Annotated in this window: 14 protein-coding genes and 2 pseudogenes; 8 read left to right on the forward strand and 8 right to left on the reverse strand. The window is 63.1% G+C overall.

Annotated elements, in window-relative coordinates; genetic code table 11:
• Window positions 1–5: 5 nt before the first annotated feature.
• Window positions 6–791, reverse strand: coding sequence for an IclR family transcriptional regulator (locus tag AC56QQ_RS25895; RefSeq protein ID WP_489860171.1), 786 nt, complete (start codon window positions 789–791; stop codon window positions 6–8).
• Between the two features lie 168 nt (window positions 792–959).
• On the opposite strand from AC56QQ_RS25895, the pseudogene AC56QQ_RS25900 reads away from it, so the two are divergent.
• The 8 genes and pseudogenes from AC56QQ_RS25900 (at window position 960) to AC56QQ_RS25935 (ending at window position 8,290) form a co-directional block, all read left to right on the forward strand.
• Window positions 960–2,278 (forward strand): annotated as a pseudogene (locus tag AC56QQ_RS25900) (ABC transporter substrate-binding protein).
• A 164-nt stretch (window positions 2,279–2,442) separates the two neighbouring features.
• Window positions 2,443–3,339, forward strand: coding sequence for a carbohydrate ABC transporter permease (locus AC56QQ_RS25905; protein WP_497123891.1), 897 nt, complete (start codon window positions 2,443–2,445; stop codon window positions 3,337–3,339).
• 2 nt (window positions 3,340–3,341) lie between these two features.
• Window positions 3,342–4,209: pseudogene (locus tag AC56QQ_RS25910) on the forward strand (carbohydrate ABC transporter permease).
• A 4-nt stretch (window positions 4,210–4,213) separates the two neighbouring features.
• The gene (locus AC56QQ_RS25915; RefSeq protein ID WP_489860168.1) at window positions 4,214–5,311 is read left to right on the forward strand and encodes an ABC transporter ATP-binding protein; all 1,098 of its coding nucleotides are present in this window, start codon (window positions 4,214–4,216) and stop codon (window positions 5,309–5,311) included.
• Window positions 5,312–5,316: 5 nt separating this feature from the next.
• A complete protein-coding gene (locus AC56QQ_RS25920; RefSeq protein WP_497123892.1) occupies window positions 5,317–6,429 on the forward strand; it encodes a mandelate racemase/muconate lactonizing enzyme family protein in 1,113 nt (370 codons plus the stop codon).
• Between the two features lie 10 nt (window positions 6,430–6,439).
• Window positions 6,440–6,769: an L-rhamnose mutarotase gene (locus tag AC56QQ_RS25925; RefSeq protein WP_497123893.1), complete on the forward strand. Its 330-nt coding sequence runs from the start codon at window positions 6,440–6,442 to the stop codon at window positions 6,767–6,769.
• Window positions 6,762–7,838: a Gfo/Idh/MocA family protein gene (locus tag AC56QQ_RS25930; RefSeq protein WP_497123894.1), complete on the forward strand. Its 1,077-nt coding sequence runs from the start codon at window positions 6,762–6,764 to the stop codon at window positions 7,836–7,838. Before AC56QQ_RS25925 ends, AC56QQ_RS25930 begins: the two co-directional genes overlap by 8 nt.
• Window positions 7,835–8,290, forward strand: a complete 456-nt coding sequence (locus AC56QQ_RS25935) for a MaoC/PaaZ C-terminal domain-containing protein (protein WP_497129124.1) — start codon at window positions 7,835–7,837, stop codon at window positions 8,288–8,290. Before AC56QQ_RS25930 ends, AC56QQ_RS25935 begins: the two co-directional genes overlap by 4 nt.
• A 19-nt stretch (window positions 8,291–8,309) precedes the next feature.
• Here the strand turns inward: AC56QQ_RS25935 and AC56QQ_RS25940 are convergent, their stop codons facing one another.
• The 7 genes from AC56QQ_RS25940 to AC56QQ_RS25970 all read right to left on the reverse strand — a co-directional run bounded on the left by AC56QQ_RS25940 (window position 8,310) and on the right by AC56QQ_RS25970 (window position 16,948).
• A complete protein-coding gene (locus AC56QQ_RS25940) occupies window positions 8,310–8,966 on the reverse strand; it encodes a GntR family transcriptional regulator (protein ID WP_497123895.1) in 657 nt (218 codons plus the stop codon).
• A gap of 176 nt (window positions 8,967–9,142) precedes the next feature.
• Window positions 9,143–10,006, reverse strand: coding sequence for an S-formylglutathione hydrolase (gene fghA / locus AC56QQ_RS25945; protein WP_497123896.1), 864 nt, complete (start codon window positions 10,004–10,006; stop codon window positions 9,143–9,145).
• A gap of 165 nt (window positions 10,007–10,171) precedes the next feature.
• Window positions 10,172–11,611 (reverse strand): NAD(P)-dependent oxidoreductase, encoded by a 1,440-nt coding sequence (locus tag AC56QQ_RS25950; protein ID WP_497123897.1) that lies wholly within the window; start codon window positions 11,609–11,611, stop codon window positions 10,172–10,174.
• A 58-nt stretch (window positions 11,612–11,669) separates the two neighbouring features.
• A complete protein-coding gene (locus tag AC56QQ_RS25955) occupies window positions 11,670–12,935 on the reverse strand; it encodes an NAD(P)/FAD-dependent oxidoreductase (RefSeq protein ID WP_497123898.1) in 1,266 nt (421 codons plus the stop codon).
• A gap of 24 nt (window positions 12,936–12,959) precedes the next feature.
• A complete protein-coding gene (locus AC56QQ_RS25960) occupies window positions 12,960–13,742 on the reverse strand; it encodes an HpcH/HpaI aldolase family protein (protein ID WP_497123899.1) in 783 nt (260 codons plus the stop codon).
• A 20-nt stretch (window positions 13,743–13,762) separates the two neighbouring features.
• Window positions 13,763–15,454 carry a GMC family oxidoreductase gene (locus AC56QQ_RS25965; RefSeq protein WP_497123900.1) on the reverse strand — a complete coding sequence of 564 codons (1,692 nt, stop codon included), beginning with the start codon at window positions 15,452–15,454 and terminating at the stop codon, window positions 13,763–13,765.
• Between the two features lie 15 nt (window positions 15,455–15,469).
• Window positions 15,470–16,948, reverse strand: a complete 1,479-nt coding sequence (locus AC56QQ_RS25970; protein WP_497123901.1) for an aldehyde dehydrogenase family protein — start codon at window positions 16,946–16,948, stop codon at window positions 15,470–15,472.
• Window positions 16,949–16,991 lie beyond the last annotated feature (43 nt).

Raw genomic sequence — 16,991 nt, forward strand, 5'->3', positions numbered from 1 at the left:
AGAATTTACGTCGATGAGCCGACCGCCGACCCGGCCAGGCGCGACAACTTGTCAGCCGTGGCCAGCAGCAGTTCGATCGTCCTGGTGATGTCGGGCGCGGAAGGCGCATTGACGACAGTGATGTAGGGAATCGACAGCGCAGCGATCGCCTTGCCGTCGGAACTGCGCACCGGCGCCGACAGGTTGAAGACGCCGGCGGTCTGCATCGAGGCCATCATCTCGTAGCCACGGTCGCGGATCTGGTCAAGGCGGGTGAAGAATTCGGCCGATTGCGCCGTCTTGTCGGTGCTGCGGACATGCTCGGAAATCATCATCTGCCGCTCTTCGGGTGAACGGAAGGCGAGCAGGACATGTCCCGAGCCGGTGTCGAACAGGCTGATATGCGAGCCGACCCGGATCGAGATGCCCCAGTAGTTCGGCGCCTCCTGCTGAGCGATCACGACGGCGGAACCGCGATCAAAAACAACGAGTTGATTGGCCTGCTGCGATGTCTCGGCCAGTTCACGCATCAGCGGCGTGGCGTAGGAAACCAGGCGGCGCACCGGGGCATGCAATTGCGCCAGGCCGAACAGCTTGAGCGTCAGCGAATAGCGGTCTCCATCCAGCCGCGTGACGTAGCCGCGCCGTACCAGCCGGTCGAGCATGCGGTAGAATTCGTTCGGGCTGCGGTCGAGTTTCTTGGCGATTTCCGCTTGCGTCAGGCCGCCGTCGACGCCCGCCAGCAGCTCAAGGATGTCGAGCCCCTTGTCGAGCGCCGGCGCGCGATAGCGCTCGTCTTCGCTGTCATCCATGGCTCGTCCCTCCAGTGAATTCTGTCCTTCATATACGCAGGAATGTGACCAGCGGAAACAAATTTCGCCTTGACGTATCCATGAATGTTTTGTTTGTATATGAATGTAGCGCTTCTTGTCATCAGACGAGTTGCGGTCGCCGCTGAGGCGCACCAAGGGAGGATACCAATGAACAGACTGCTTTCCGGCGTATCCGCCGGCGCATTGTTGCTTGCATTCGGCGCAGGCACTGCCCTTGCCGGCGACCTGCCCGGCAAGTTCGAAGGCGTCACCATCGACGCCAAGCTGATCGGCGGCCAGCAATATGAAAAACTCTACGAGCGGATCCCCGAATGGGAGAAGCTGACCGGCGCCAAGGTCAACATCCTGACCAAGAAGAACGGCTTCGATATCGACAAGGAGCTCAAGTCCGACATCGCCTCGGGCAGCACCAACTGGTGCGTCGGCTGGAACCATTCGTCGTTCGCGCCGCAATATACGAGCCTCTACACCGACCTCGGCAAATTGCTGCCCAAGGAAGAGATCGACGCCTTCGTGCCTTCGACGATCAAGGCGGCGACCATCGACGGCAAGCTGGAGATGCTGCCGCGGGCGCAGTTCGACGTTTCGGCGCTCTACTACCAGAAGAACCTGTACGAGAACGCCGACAACAAGACCAAGTTCAAGGCGAAATACGGCTATGACCTGGTGCCGCCGGACACCTGGAAGGAAGTCACCGACCAGGCCGAGTTCTTCGCCAACCCGCCCAATTTCTACGGCACGCAATTCGCCGGCAAGGAAGAGGCGATCAACGGTCGCTTCTACGAGATGGTGGTCGCCGAGGGCGGCGAGTATCTCGACAAGGACGGCAAGCCAGTCTTCAATTCCGAAGCCGGCATCAGGGCGCTCGACTGGTTCGTCAATCTTTACAAGGCCAAGGCCGTGCCGGCCGGAACCACCAACTACCTGTGGGACGATCTCGGCCAGGGCTTTGCCTCCGGCACCGTCGCCATCAATCTCGACTGGCCGGGCTGGGCCGGCTTCTTCAACGATCCGAAGTCGTCCAAGGTCGCCGGCAATGTCGGCGTGAAAGTCGCGCCGAAGGGTTCGTCGGGCAAGCGCACCGGCTGGTCCGGCTTCCACGGCTTCTCGGTGACCGAGAACTGCCCGAACAAGGAGGCCGCAGCCTCGCTGGTGTGGTGGTTGACCAATGAGGACAGTCAGAAGCTCGAGGCCGCCGCAGGCCGTTGCCGACCCGCACGGCGGTCTGGGACTGGGATCTGCAGCAGGCAGCCAATGATCCTTACAAAAAGGAAGTTCTGGCGGCTTTCCAGGAAGAGGCAAAGAGCGCCTTCGCCGTGCCGCAGACCCCGTCGTGGATCGAGATCTCGAACGCCGTCTATCCCGAACTGCAAGCGGCGATCCTCGGCGACAAGACGTCCAAGCAGGCCCTGGATGAAGCCGCGGCCAAGGCGACGCAGATCCTGCAGGACGCCGGCAAGCTCTAGCAACCGCTCCCAAGGCTGCCTCCCCCATCAGGAAGATGGGGGAGGCGATCGCGCCTTGCCAGGCGAGAGCGCGGACCAATCCGCGACAGTCTTCAGTTCCCCCGGACCGGTCCTCGACAAGCAAGAGGCACCGACAGTCGCATGCAACATCACACAGGACCCCGATGAAGGGCTTCAAGCCATCCGCGCCATTACTGCTGCTGCTTCCGGCAATGATCGTGCTGGCGGCGGTCGTCGTCGTGCCGCTGCTTCTGTCGCTCTATTCCAGTTTCACGCCATTCCGCCTGACCAAGCCCGAGACATTTTACGTCTTCATCGGCATCCGGAACTATCTCTCGATCCTCTCCAACACCGATTTCTGGTGGGCGTTCGGCCGCACGGTTCTGCTGCTGACGATCGCGCTCAATCTCGAAATGCTGCTCGGCCTTGGCCTGGCGATGCTGGTCGAGAAAGCGACACGCGGCCAGCGCATCCTGCGCACGCTGATGATGTTCCCGATGATGTTCTCGCCGATCCTTGTCGGCTTCCAGTTCAAGTTCATGTTCAACGACAATATCGGCCTAGTGAACAACGCCTTGCAGTCGCTCGGCATCACGCAGGACGCCATACCATGGCTGATCGAAGGCCATCTCGCCTTCATCGCCATCTCGATCGCCGAGATCTGGTCGTCGACGGCGATCTTCGCCATCCTGATCCTCGCCGGCCTGCTGGCCATGCCCAAGGAGCCGATCGAAGCGGCGCGGGTCGACGGCTGCACGCCGTGGCAGACATTTCGCTATGTGACGTGGCCCTTCGTCATGCCTTTCGCCTACATCGCCATGACTATCCGCTCGCTCGACGTCGCGCGCGCCTATGACATCGTCAAGATCATGACCGATGGCGGACCGGCCGGGCGCACCGAGCTGCTGTGGACGCTGGTGGCGCGCACCGCCTATAGCGACGGGCGCATGGGCATGGCCAACGCCATGGCCTATTTCTCGATCCTGCTGTCGATCGCCTTCACCGTCTACTTCTTCAACAAGCTCGCCGCGGCGCGCACGCAGATCGGTGCGGAGTGGTGAGAATGGACGAGAATACTTCCGCCCGCCTCAAGCGTCGGTTGCTGGGCATCGTCTATCGTATCGGCCTGTTCCTCGGCGATGCTGACGATCTGCCTGCCGGGCCTGTGGATCGTCATCTCGTCGCTGCGGCCGACCGTCGAGATCATGGCCAAGCCGCCGGTGTGGATCCCGCAGGAGATCTCTCTCGACGCCTATGTCGCGATGTTCAGCGGCATCGGCAAGGGCGGCATCCCGGTGATCGAATATTTCCGCAACTCGCTGATCATCTCGGTGACCTCGACGGTGATCGCGGTCGCCATCGGCATGGCCGGCGGCTACGCCTTCGCGCGCTACCGCTTCCGCGGCAAATCCAGCGTCTTTCTCGGCCTGATGCTGACACGCACGGTGCCGGGCATTGCGCTGTCGCTGCCGCTGTTCTTCCTCTATGTGCGGCTCGGCATCATCGACACGCATTTCGGGCTGATCCTTGCCTATGTCGCGCTCAACGTGCCGTTCACGATCTGGCTGATCGACGGCTTCTTCCGCCAGGTGCCAAAAGACCTCGCCGAAGCGGCGCAGATCGACGGCTGCACACGCTGGCAGGCCTTCTGGCAGGTCGAGTTCCCGCTCGCCGGGCCGGGCATCGCGTCCGCCGCCATCTTCGCCTTCCTGACCTGCTGGAACGAGTTCGCGCTGGCCTCGCAACTGACCCGCTCGGTGAGCGCCAAGACGCTGCCGGTCGGCCTGCTCGACTACACGGCCGAGTTCACCATCGACTGGCGCGGCATGTGCGCGCTCGCCGTGGTGATGATCATTCCGGCGCTCACCCTCACCTACGTCGTCCAGAAACACCTTGTCGGCGGCCTGACCTCCGGCGCGGTGAAAGGCTGATCCAATGGCAACGGTTTCCCTCCGAAGACTGACCAAGCGCTACGGCAATATCGGGATCGTGCATGGCATCGATCTCGACATCGCCGACCGCGAATTCATCGCGCTGGTCGGCCCCTCCGGCTGCGGCAAGTCGACGACGCTGCGCATGATCGCCGGGCTCGAGGAGATCAGCCAGGGCTCGATCGAGATCGGCGGACGCGTCGTCAACGATCTGCCGCCGCGCTCGCGCAACATCTCGATGGTGTTCCAGTCCTACGCGCTTTATCCGCACATGACGGTGCGCGAGAATCTCGGCTTCTCCCTGAAGATCGCCGGTGCGGCCAAGGAAGACATGGACCGGCGTGTCGCCGAAGCCTCGGCCATCCTCGGTCTCGATACGCTGCTCGACCGCCGTCCCTCGCAACTGTCCGGCGGCCAGCGCCAACGCGTTGCCATGGGCCGCGCCATCGTGCGCGACCCCGACGTGTTTCTGTTCGACGAGCCGCTTTCCAACCTCGACGCCAAGCTCAGGACGCAAATGCGCACCGAGATCAAGAAGCTGCATGCCAAGGTGCAGTCGACAGTGATCTATGTCACCCATGACCAGGTCGAGGCGATGACGCTTGCCGACCGCATCGTCATCATGCGCGACGGCCATATCGAGCAGGTCGGCACGCCCGACGAGGTTTTCCGGCGGCCGGCGACACGCTTCGTTGCCGGCTTCATCGGCTCGCCACCAATGAACCTGCACGAGGCGACAATCGACGACGGCCAGATGGTTTTCGCCAGCGGCGAAAAGCTGCCTTTGCCCGGCCAGTTCAAGGCCAATGTCGCCACAGGCGACAAGGTCGTGTTCGGGCTGCGGCCGGACGACATCTATCCGACCGGGCATGGCATCAGCTCAGGTGGCGTCGCCGACGTCCACCAGATCGAACTGCCGATCACTGTCACCGAACCGCTCGGCAACGAGACGCTCGTCTTCGTCGAGTTCAACGGCGTAGACTGGGTGTCGCGCATGCTCAATCCGCGACAGCTGCGGTCGGGCGAGCGGATCGCCATGAGCCTCGACATGTCGCAGGCGCATCTGTTTGCCGCCGACACCGGAAAGACATTGCGGAGCTGACCGACATGGCTAGAATCGAGAGAGTCGAACTGCGGATGGTGGACCTTGTGCCCAAGGTCAAGCGCACCGACGCCATCCAGAGTTTCGTCAGCCAGGAAACGCCGATCGTCACGATCACCGATTCCGACGGCGCGGTCGGCACCGGCTACAGTTACACGATCGGCACCGGCGGCTCGTCGGTGATGCGGCTCCTGTCCGACCATCTTGTGCCGCACCTGATCGGCCGCGACCCCGACATGATCGAGGCGATCTGGCACGATCTCGAATTCGCTACGCATGCCACCACGATCGGAGCGATCACGGCGATAGCGATCGCTGCGGTCGACACGGCGCTGTGGGACCTGCGGGCGAAGAAGCAGGGCCTGCCGCTGTGGAAATTGGCTGGTGGCGCCAAGGACCGCTGCCCGCTCTACACCACCGAAGGCGGCTGGCTGCACATCGAGACGCAAGCGCTGGTCGACGATGCGCTGGCCGCCAAGGCCAAGGGCTTTCGCGGCTCGAAGGTGAAGATCGGCAAGCCGCATGGCGCGGAGGATTTTGCGCGCCTGTCGGCGGTGCGCAAGGCGGTTGGCGACGGCTACGAGATCATGACCGACGCCAATCAGGGCTTCTCGGTCGACCAAGCGATCCGGCGCGCCGCAAGGCTGCGCGAGCTTGACCTCGCCTGGATCGAGGAGCCGCTGCCGGCCGACGACATTGACGGGCATATACGGCTGTCAAATTCGACACCGACGCCGATCGCCATCGGCGAGTCGCTCTATTCCATCCGCCATTTCCGCGAATACATGCAGAAAGGCGCCTGCTCGATCGTCCAGGTCGATGTCGGCCGCATCGGCGGCATCACGCCCTGGCTCAAGATTGCCCATGCGGCGGAGGCGTTCGACATTCCGGTCTGCCCGCATTTCCTGATGGAACTGCATGTCAGCCTGACCTGCGCTGTTCAGAACGGCAGGTATGTCGAGTACATTCCGCAGCTCGACCAGTTGACCGGCAAGCACATGCGCATCGAGGATGGCCAGGCGCTGGCGCCCGACGAACCGGGCATCGGCATCGACTGGGACTGGGACGCGGTCAAGGCCATGAGCATCGCCGAATTCACCACGGCGATCTCGAAATAGGGAGACTGGCATGCAGCGGATGGGGATGGTTCTGGGGCTGAAGCCGGAAAAAGTCGAGGAGTATGTCCGCCTTCATGCCGCCGTCTGGCCCGACGTGTTGACGATGATCTCGGCCTGCAACATCAGGAATTACTCGATCTACCTAAAGCGCCCGGAGAACCTGCTCTTCAGTTATTTCGAATACCATGGCACCGACTACGAGGCCGACATGGCCAGGATGGCGGCCGATCCCAGGACGCAGGAATGGTGGGCGGTTTGCATGCCTTGCCAGGAGCCGCTGGCGACACGCAAGGATGGTGAATGGTGGGCAGCGATGGACGAGGTCTTCCATCATGACTGAAGGCGGTTTCGATCCTGCCTCGCTCGTTCAGTCCTGGCCCAAGCCTTCGAAGCCCCGGCCGATCGTCACCTTCGGTGCCGGATCGATCGTCGGCGACGCGCATTTCCCGGCCTACAGGAAGGCGGGCTTTCCGGTCACCGGGCTTTACGATCCCGATCATGCCGGGGCCGCAAGGCTGGCGGATCAATGGGGTGTAACCGCCTTTCGCTCGGCGGAGGAAGCCGCCGCCGTCGAGGGCGCGATCTTCGACCTCGCGACGCCGCCATCCCGCCATGCCGATGTGCTGAAATCCCTGCCCGACGGCGCCGTGGCGCTGATCCAGAAACCGATGGGCAGCAACCTTGCCGAGGCGACCACGATCCTCGAGATCTGCCGCGCCAAGAAGCTGCAAGCGGCGGTGAACTTCCAGCTGCGCTTCGCGCCGATGATGCTGGCGCTCAAGGACGCGATCGCCAAGGGCTGGCTCGGCGAGGTCGTCGACTTCGACGCATGGCTAGCGGTAGCGACACCTTGGGAGCTGTGGGAATTCCTGCTCAAGGCGCCGCGCGTCGAGATCGCCATGCATTCGATCCACTATCTCGACCTGATCCGGCAGTTGCTCGGCGATCCGCAAGGTGTCCACGCCAAGACGCTCGGCCACCCCAACCATAAGGTGGCGCAGACGCGCACCAGCGCCATTCTCGACTACGGCGACACCGTGCGCTGCGCGCTGTCGATCAATCACGACCACAAATTCGGCCGCCGGCACCAGGCCTGCGAGTTCCGCATCTGCGGCACCGAGGGAGCAGCCTATCTCAAGCTCGGCCTCAATCTCGACTATCCGCGCGGCGAGCCGGACGTGCTTGAGATCTATCCGAAAGGCGGGTCGGACTGGATCGCGGTGCCATTGGCCGGCGAGTGGTTCCCCGACGCCTTCGTCGGCCGCATGGCCAATGTCCAGCGCTTCGCGGCGGGAGAAGACGCAACACTGATCAGCCCGGTCGAGGATGCCCGGAGCACGATGGCGCTGGTCGAGGCGGCCTATCAGTCGAGTGCGGCGCCGGCGACACCGATCGCGGAAAGACCCTGATGGAACAGATCCAGTATTTCGAGGACTACGAGATCGGCTCCTCGCGCCTCACCAGCGGCCGCACCATCACCGAAACGGACTTCATCGTCCATGCCGGCCACACCGGCGATTTCTTCCCGCATCACATGGACGCCGAGTACATGAAGACGACGCCGTTCGGCCAGCGCATCGCCCATGGCACGCTGGTGTTCTCGGTCGGCATCGGGCTGACGGCAAGCGTCGTCAATCCCGTCGCCTTTTCCTATGGCTACGACCGACTGCGCTTCATCAAGCCGGTGTTCATCGGCGACACGATCCGCACGCGCACCACCATCGCGGCCAAGGAAGACGATCCCAAGCGGCCAGGTTCGGGACGGGTGATCGAGCGCTGCGAGGTGATCAACCAGCGCGGCGAAGTGGTGCTGGCGGCCGACCACATCTACATCGTCGAACGCAAGCCGGCGCAGGGCTGAAACTCCAACATGGCCTAGACTAAGATGTTCGTGACAGACCATCTCGCTTTATCGCGTTGACGAGCGTCTCGCTTCCTTCGCGAAGATGCTGCCTGAGAATGCTTACGGCCTTGTCGCCGTCGCGCCGCCTGCAGGCGGCCAGCAGGTCGCGGTGCTCCATCTGCGAGCGGTTGCGATAATCCAGGTTCGATAGCAGTATACGCACATAGCGGTCGGCCGCGTTGTGATGCGCCTCGATCAGGTCGAGCAATCGATGGTTGCCACAGCCATCGTAGAGAGCCAGATGAAAGGCCCGGTTCAGCGCTCCCCAGCGGCCGACATTGCGCTCCGCGTCGATCTGATCGAGCACCTGTTCCGCCTCATCGAGCTTCGCGCCGGTGAGATTGGGAATCGAGAGCCGGAGCGCCTCGCTTTCGAGCAATTCGCGCAACGCGTAGATTTCGCTGATCTCGGCGCTGTCCATCCTGGCGACATGCGCGCCCTTCGTCGGATGAATGGAAACGATGCCCTCGGTTTCCAGCTGACGAAGGGCATCCCGGATCGGCATCCGGCTGAAGCCAAACTGCTCGGCCAAATCGTCCTGGCGAAGCGCAGTGCCCGCCTCGAGACTGCCGTTGGCAATGGCCTCGCGCAGGACATTCGCGACCTGCTCGGCGACGGTCCGCGGCCCCTGCATCACGCTTTCCGCAAACCCTCGCAAGCGACCTCCTGTTTCGCGCGATATCCACTCTAATGGCTATAGGTATTCCCGTATACGCCAGCGGCAATGCGATGCGCCGTCGGCCGGATCTTCACTCTTGCATTCGCCGGCGCCCGTCGCGGAAGGCAATCCCGCCGGGATAGCAAAAAACTTTATGCGCTGGCTTTTGGATCAGACAATCTTTTGGAGTGCCATTTCAGATGGTCGTCCATGAATGTCGAAATGAAGAAATAGGAATGATCGTAGCCGTCCTGCATCCTCAACGTTAGCGGAATGCCGGCCTTGGCGCAGGCCACTTCCAGCAGCCAGGGCCTCAGCCCATCGTTGAGAAATCCGTCAGACGTACCTTGGTCGATGAGAAAATCCGGGAAACGATGTCCGTCCTCGATGAGCGAGGTGGCGTCGTAGTTCCGCCACCAGGTCTCGTCGTTGCCAAGATATTTTTCGAAGGCCGGCCTCGACCAGCCGGCGGTGGCTGGCTGTACGATCGGCGCAAACGCCGAGCAGCTTCTGAAGCGCTCGGGATTTTTCAGCGCGATCGTCAGCGCGCCGTGGCCACCCATCGAGTGGCCGAAGATTCCCTGGCGCGTCATGTCGGCCGGAAATTCCTGTGCGACCAGGGCCGGCAGTTCCCGAGTGACGTAGGAATACATCCGATAGTTCTTCGCATAAGGCTCCTGCGTGGCATCGACGTAGAAGCCGGCGCCACTGCCAAATTGCCAATTGTCCTTCTCGTCAGGAATGTTGGCGCCACGCGGACTGGTGTCGGGACAGACGACGATCAGGCCAAGCTCCGCGGCCATGCGCCTATACTCGCCCTTGTCCATGACATTCGCATGGGTGCAAGTGAGGCCGGAGAGGTACCACACCACCGGGCAAGGCGTTTCACGGGCCTGCGGCGGCACGAAAACGGCAAAGGTCATGTCGCAGGCACAGGCCTCCGAAGCGTGGGAATAGACGCCCTGCACGCCGCCATGCGACTTGGCTGCGGAGATGATCTTCATCTGCTCTGGCATATGCTTCTTCTCCGCCATTTCAAAATGCCAACCACAGTCGTTGTGTCTACGGCATCTGTCGGGATCGCGGCAACCTCGAGATGCGCAAGATCGAGCGCCTAGGCACCGGCGGGAAGAATGCCGTGAGGCTCCCCTGGCATATATCCACCTCCGGGCGGCTTGATCCTATTGATACGGGCCTCTGAAGTTCAGGTTCTCAGCCAACGTGCAAAAGCGATTTGCCAACCGGACGAGCTCCTCGCCTTGTTCGGCGATGACCTTGCCGCGCTGCTCTGGCAGCGCGATTGAAAGAGCCTTCCACAACTGGGCTTGCCGTTCACACAGACCAGCCAATTCGGCGCACTCGTCGGCGGTCAATTTCCCGAGGTCGCGTGCCGTCACCGGTCCGATGCCAGGAGGCGTGGTCACCCCCAGGGAAAGATACCCTTCCGGAACGGTGCCTTTGGCATTGGTCACCGTTTTGCGGCAGATGGCGTCGAAGATCTGGTCGACGGCCTGCCTGGCGCCGGCGACACGCGAAGGATGGTCCGTATCGGCCGCGGCATGCGGCAGAAGTTCAAGCCTGGCGCCATGCTTTTCGACGAGATCGAGATAAGGCAGCATCGGGCCGGAGAGAGCACCGGTCGAGGCATCCCTGAACAGATCGGCATCGATGGCGGCATGGCGCACCTGCCCCGTATCCAGGGCATCGCCAAGGGCGGCAACGTCGACAAGCTCGCCGCGATCGTAGTTGACCAGCACCGCGCCCTTGTTCATGCGTGACAGGACATCCGCGCCGATGAGCCCGGCATTGGCGTAGCGCCCGCTTTGCGCGTCCTGCTTGCCCAGACCCACATGGACACTCAGCACATCGGCACCTTCAGCCGCATCGCCAAGGTCTGCCGCATAGGCAAAGCCCTCGGCTTCTATCCAGTCCCGGTGTCGCGGGCGTGCGTGGATCACCACGCGCATGCCGAAGGCGCGGGCAAGCTTGGCCACCTCGCGGCCGATATTGCCATAGCCGATGATCGCGATCGTCTTGCCTTCGAGCTTTTCCGTCGGAAAACCGCGCAGGTCCCTGCCGGTGTCGAACGCGCCGCGCGCCACCCGGTCGTGAAGCGTATCGACCGGGAGATCGGGCAGCACTTTCAGGATCGCCTTCATCACCATCTGCGCGGTGGCGCGGCTGTTGATGCCAGGCGTGTTCATCAGCACGGCGGTGCCGCCCTCGCCACTGCCGCCGCCCCACGAGCGAGAGCCCATATTGCCGGTGCCGGCACCGATCCGCACGCCGGCGAGCGGAAAGACAGTCTCGGCGGGCAGGAAGGTCGCGGCGGCGATGACGGCGTCATAGCGGCCGTCGCCGGCGGCTTCAATCAGTTCTTCCCGGGTGCTGAGGTTTGGCTGGTAGAAGAAATGCACCCGCCCCTTTTCGTGGCCTGCCTTGTCGCCAAGCGCCGTTGCGTGAAAGCGGCCGCCCCTGGCTTCGATATGGGCGCGCACTTCGCTCGGATCAGGCTTGCCGTCAGGGCCGAAGCGCAGGCCGACCAGATCGCAAATCAGCACCGTGTAGGCGCGCTGCGGGTCGATTGGCTCCACAGCCTGTGTATTGGTGTTTGCGGTCACGTCGTTTCCCCATGCAAGAACGGAAAGGCCCGCCGGTACAGCAGCGCGCTCTGAATAATCAGAACCTATCCGCCCGGAAAGGCGTGAGATCGATCGTTGGCGGCAAACCGGCGGCAAGCTGCGACACGATCTTGCCGGTGACGGCGCCGCCGATCAGCCCCTGATGGCCGTGGCCAAAGGCGTAGATGACGTTCTTGGCCCGCGACGCCCGATCGATGACCGGTATGCTGTCGGGCGTGCCGGGACGATGCCCCATCCATCGGGTGACTTCGCCAACCTCCAGTTTCCTGAACATCGGCCGCGCCTGCTTGAGTAGAACATCCGCGCGGTGCATGTTTGCCGGCGCTCGCAAGCCGGCGAACTCGACATTGCCGGCGATCCGCAGTCCATCCTCCATCGGCGACGCGACGAACTTGCGGTCGGCCGAGATGGTCTGGATGCGCAGGCCCGTATCGGCCCCCTTGACCATGATGTGGTAGCCGCGCTCACTCTCCAGCGGAATGCGGTCGCCGAGCTTCCGGGCAAGGTCGCCCGACCAGGCGCCGGCGCAAAGCACCACGGTCTCGACCGGCATGCGACCGCCGCCCTCAAGCCGCAGCGCCGACGGACCGTTGGCGGCCATGTCGAAGCCGAGCACTTTTGCCCTGATGAAGCGGGCGCCCTGACGCGCCGCATGTTCGGCGAGCTTTGCAACAAGGCGCCCGGGATTGGGGCACTGCCCCTGTTCGGGCAGATAGACAGCGCTCTTGAAGATCGGCGCCAAAGCCGGTTCGAGCTGCCGGATTTCGTCGGCATCGAGTATGTCCACCTTGACGCCATGCTCGCGCCTAAGCCCCAGGCCGTAGGCGCCCTTGGACGGGCCTTCCGCCGCCTCGTGGACGAAAAGCTGTCCGCGTTTCTGCAAAAGATCCTCGCAGCCAGCAGCCTTGATCAATGGCTCGTAGCACTCGAATGTATAGCGATGCAGCGAGCGCATCGCGGCCGATATCTCCTCGACGCGGGATTTGCGGCTGGCGGCCAGGAAGCGCAGCAGCCAGGGCAATGCGTGCGGCAGATAGGCCAGCCGCACGATCAACGGCCCTTCCGGATCCATCAGCCATTTCGGCACATTACCGAGCACGCCCGGCATCGAGTTCGGGATGCAGGATCCCGGACAGATGCCGCCGGCATTGCCGAAGGAGCACTGTTCCTCCGAGCCCGGCAGAGCAGGATCGACCACCTCGACGGCAAAACCCTGCTCAAGCAGGTAGTTCGCGGTGCAGACGCCGATGATGCCGGCGCCGATGACCGTCACCTTGCCGCGCGCCGTGCTTGTCGATGTCATGACAATCGATCCGGATTATGCCGATCAGGGTGCGATCGCGCTCGGCGTGCCGGCGCGGAAGGCCGGCAGTGACCGCGACACCATCTGCTGCAGCATGCGGAAGTCGGAGAGATAGGCCATGAAGCGATAGCCCATCTTGCGCATGTCGACGCCATAGGCGACCGAGCCGCAATGGATGCCCGGAATGACACCGGCTTCCTTGCATTTGGCGGCGATGTATTCGATCGCCTCGTAGACCGCCGGATAGCGCGGATCAAAACCAGGCGCCTCGCCCATGGTCACCGCGAGGTCCGACGGGCCGACGAAGATGGCGTCGAGATTGGGCGTCTTCAAGATATCTTCCAGGTTCTTGACCGCCTGCTCGCTCTCGATCATCGCCATGGTGATGATGGTGTCATTGGCATGCTGGAAATAGTCCGCGCCGGCATAGAGCGAGGCGCGTAGCGGACCGACGCTGCGGCCGCCCTTGGAGAAATAGCGGCATGCCTTGACGAAGGCGTCCGCTTCCTCGGCGGTGTTGACCATCGGGCAGATCACGCCATAGGCGCCGGCATCGAGCACCTTGCCGATGATCGCCGGATCATTCCATGGCACGCGCACCATCGGCGTCGTGTCCGTGGTCGAAATCGCCTGCAGCATCGGCACCGCGTCGACATAGTCTGTCGCACCATGCTGGAGATCGATGGTCAGCGCGTCCCAGCCCTGCTGGGCCATCAGTTCCGCCGAGATCGACGATGGAATGCCGAGCCAGCCCGTCACCACTTCGCCGCCGGCGGCCCAGATGTCCTTCACCTTGTTCTTGCGCATAGCCTTGATGTCCTTTTCGATTATCGGGAATGCAAAATCAGGTCCGCCGCTTTTTCAGCGATGGCGATCGTGGTGATGTTGGTGTTGGCGGCGATGATCGTCGGCATGATCGAGGCGTCGACGACCCGCAGCCCTTGCACACCGCGCACGCGGCACTCGGCATCGAGCACCGCCAGCGGATCGTTGTCACTGCCCATCTTGCAAGTGCCGGAGACATGCCAGCCAGACCAGACGGATTGCTTGGCCCAATCGGCGATCAGATCTTCGTTGCCGAGCATCTTGCGGATGCGGTCGGTGGTGCCGAACTTGCGCCTGAGCAAGGTTTCGCGAAACAACGGCGCGTAGTCGAAGAGATAGGCGGCGGATGCCGTCTTGACCCAGTTCCACGGCTTGCGGACGCTGAGCGCGCGGGCCTCGTCGCTGTAGCCGGCCAGGAACCAGGTGTTCACATGCTGCTGGACGTCAGGCGTGTCCATGATCCGGCAAATGCGCTTGAAGCCGTCGACCAGGCGCATGAGGTCGCGGCCGTCGGAGGCCAGATTCAGGTCAACGATCGGCTCGTCGGTCTGGGCCGCTGTCTTCAGGGTGACGGTGCCGCGCGAATAGGATTTGTTGACGCAGACATTGAGGGCGCCCATCGCCTTTCCGAGCGGATGCCAGCCGGCGCGGTTGACGGGCATCAACAGCATGTCGCCTGGATGGCAGTCGGCATAATTCGAGGAGTATCTGACGCCGAGAAAGATGTGGCGCCGCTGGCCGGGCTTCAGGCGCGCCGATTTCTTGAAATGGGCGCCGACCGCCAGATGTGGATGATCGGTCAGGTTCTCGCCGACGCCGGGGCGATCGGCAATGACCTCGATGCCCAGCCGCTTCAACTGCGCCGCCGGACCGATGCCGGCGCGCAGCAGGATGGCCGGTGAATGCAACGCGCCGGCTGATACGATTGTCTCGCCGGCGCTGTAGGTCTTCGTCTGGCCATCGATGGTGACCTCGACGCCGGTGATGCGCGTCCCCTTGGTCACCAGCTTCTCGACGAAGGCGTTGGCGAAGATGTGCAGGTTCTTGCGGGCGCGCGCCTCGCTGTCGAGATAGCCGATGGCCGTCGACACCCGGCGGTCGTTCTCGTTCGACAAGGGAAGCGGGAACGAGCCGTCCTCGAAACTGCCATTGTAGTCCGGCCGATAGGGGTACTCGCCTTCCGTTGCCTTGAGGACCGACTTGGTGAAGCCGGCCCAGTCCTGCGGAAAGACCCGGCGGATGGGAATCCGGCCGGTCTTGTTGTGGAGGTCGCCGTCGAAGTCGAGGTCGCGCTCAAGCTTCTTGAGATAGGGCAGCATGCCGTCCCATCCCCATCCGGTGAGGCCGAGCCCCTGCCACTCGTCATAGTCGTGCGGCAGGCCACGCACCGCGAACTGGCCGTTGATGCTGGAGCCGCCGCCCATCACCTTGGCTTGCTCGAGCTTGGCGGTCTTGACCACTTGCGCGTTCTGCTTCGGCGAACGGTTGAAGACACGCAACTCCGTCCAGTGGTATTTCGGGTCGAAATAGGAAAGGCCGGGATAGCTGTCCGCGATCACCTCCGGGACATCGTCCGGAGGCGTGTCGGGCCCGGCTTCGAAAAGCGCGACCTGCCTGGTGCCGTTTTCCGAAAGACGGTTGGCAAGCACGGCTCCGGCCGAGCCGCCGCCAACGATGATGTAGTCGAATTGCATAGGCGTGCGCTCGCTTCAGGCGTAGTTGGCCCAGATGGCCTTTTGGCGCAGGAACGCCTCGATACCGGCACGGCCCATGTCCTTGCCAAAGCCGGACCCCTTGTAGCCGCCAGCCGGATAGGTGAACTCCGGGCCGCGCCCGTGCTGGTTGATCCAGACCATGCCGGCCTCGATCGAATCCGCGGCCTTGAGCGCCTTCTTCAGGTCTGTGGTGTGGACACTGGCGGCAAGCCCGTAGACCGGGTGCGCCGCCTGGGCGAGGCCTTGCTCGAGGTCGGCAAAGGTGCGCACGGTCAGCACCGGACCAAAGAACTCTTCCTTGAAACCGATATTGTCGTCGGAGACGTTTTCCAGGATCGTCGGCGCATAGAAGCTGCCCTCGTTGCGGCCTTCGAGCACTGTCGCGCCGGTGACCACCGAGGCGCCCTCATTGATGCTGCCACGGACCATCGTATCGATGCGCTCAAGCTGCTTGCGGCTGATGATCGGTGCGAAGGTCGTCGTCTCGTCCCAGGTCGGTCCCGCCTTGATCGCCTTGGTCCGGGCGATGACGCGCTCGACGAGTTGGTCCGCGATCTTGTCCTCGACGATCAGCCGCGAGCCCGCCGTGCAGACCTGACCGGCATTGTCCATGAAGGCAGCAGCGACGCGGCCGGCCACGACATCGATATCGCCAGCATCGGCCAGCACCAGCTGCGGGCTCTTGCCGCCGAGTTCGAGGGTGACGGGCTTGATGCCGGACTGGGCGGCCAGCGTCATGATCGCCGCCCCTGTCTGCGTCGAGCCGGTAAACGAGATTTTCAGGATATCGGGATGGCGCACGATCGCCGCCCCGGTCGTGTGGCCATAGCCGTTGACGACATTGAACAGGCCGGCGGGAATGCCGGCCTTGGCGGCAAGTTCAGCCAAGGCGAGAAGGCTGTGCGGGGTCAGTTCCGAAGTCTTCATCACCACCGCGTTGCCGGCGGCCAGCGCCGGGGCGAATTTCCAGGCGGCGGTGATCATCGGGAAATTCCAGGGAACGATCGCGCCGACGATGCCGTAAGGCTCATGCTTGACGATGCTGAGCGCGTTCGCCTCGGTCGAGGTGAGCGTGCCTTCGATCTTGTCGCAGAACTCGGCGTAGTAGCGCACGACACCGGCGGTGCGCACCGCGTCGCGGGCAATCGTCATCGAAATCAGCCGGCTCGACCCCATCGCCTCCAGCTGTCCGAGATAGGTGGCGTTCTGTTCGATCAATGCCGCGAAGCGCATCAGCACGGCGGCGCGATCGCGCGGCGCGATCTTCGCCCAGCGGCTCTGCGCCAGGGCCTTCCTGGCCGCATCAACCGACTGCTGCACCGCGGCTTCGCCGCCATCGGCGATCATGCCCATTAGCTGGAGATCGGAAGGCCGAAGAACCTCGATCTCCGTGCCCGGCAGCTCAACATACTGCCCTCCAATGTGATGGCCCTTGGGAATGAAGACTGTGGCGGGATCGAAACTCAGCGTCATAGATATCTTTCCTTCTGCGGCCAGCTCGAAGGGTCCGCATGGA

The organism is Mesorhizobium sp. RCAM 05099 (assembly GCF_059683685.1).

Coding starts and splice junctions, on each gene's coding strand:
- AC56QQ_RS25895 (WP_489860171.1), bottom strand. CDS start 791: ATGGATGACAGCGAAGACGAGCGCTATCGCGCGCCGGCGCTCGACAAG.
- AC56QQ_RS25905 (WP_497123891.1), top strand. CDS start 2,443: ATGAAGGGCTTCAAGCCATCCGCGCCATTACTGCTGCTGCTTCCGGCA.
- AC56QQ_RS25915 (WP_489860168.1), top strand. CDS start 4,214: ATGGCAACGGTTTCCCTCCGAAGACTGACCAAGCGCTACGGCAATATC.
- AC56QQ_RS25920 (WP_497123892.1), top strand. CDS start 5,317: ATGGCTAGAATCGAGAGAGTCGAACTGCGGATGGTGGACCTTGTGCCC.
- AC56QQ_RS25925 (WP_497123893.1), top strand. CDS start 6,440: ATGCAGCGGATGGGGATGGTTCTGGGGCTGAAGCCGGAAAAAGTCGAG.
- AC56QQ_RS25930 (WP_497123894.1), top strand. CDS start 6,762: ATGACTGAAGGCGGTTTCGATCCTGCCTCGCTCGTTCAGTCCTGGCCC.
- AC56QQ_RS25940 (WP_497123895.1), bottom strand. CDS start 8,966: ATGCAGGGGCCGCGGACCGTCGCCGAGCAGGTCGCGAATGTCCTGCGC.
- fghA (WP_497123896.1), bottom strand. CDS start 10,006: ATGCCAGAGCAGATGAAGATCATCTCCGCAGCCAAGTCGCATGGCGGC.
- AC56QQ_RS25955 (WP_497123898.1), bottom strand. CDS start 12,935: ATGACATCGACAAGCACGGCGCGCGGCAAGGTGACGGTCATCGGCGCC.
- AC56QQ_RS25960 (WP_497123899.1), bottom strand. CDS start 13,742: ATGCGCAAGAACAAGGTGAAGGACATCTGGGCCGCCGGCGGCGAAGTG.
- AC56QQ_RS25965 (WP_497123900.1), bottom strand. CDS start 15,454: ATGCAATTCGACTACATCATCGTTGGCGGCGGCTCGGCCGGAGCCGTG.
- AC56QQ_RS25970 (WP_497123901.1), bottom strand. CDS start 16,948: ATGACGCTGAGTTTCGATCCCGCCACAGTCTTCATTCCCAAGGGCCAT.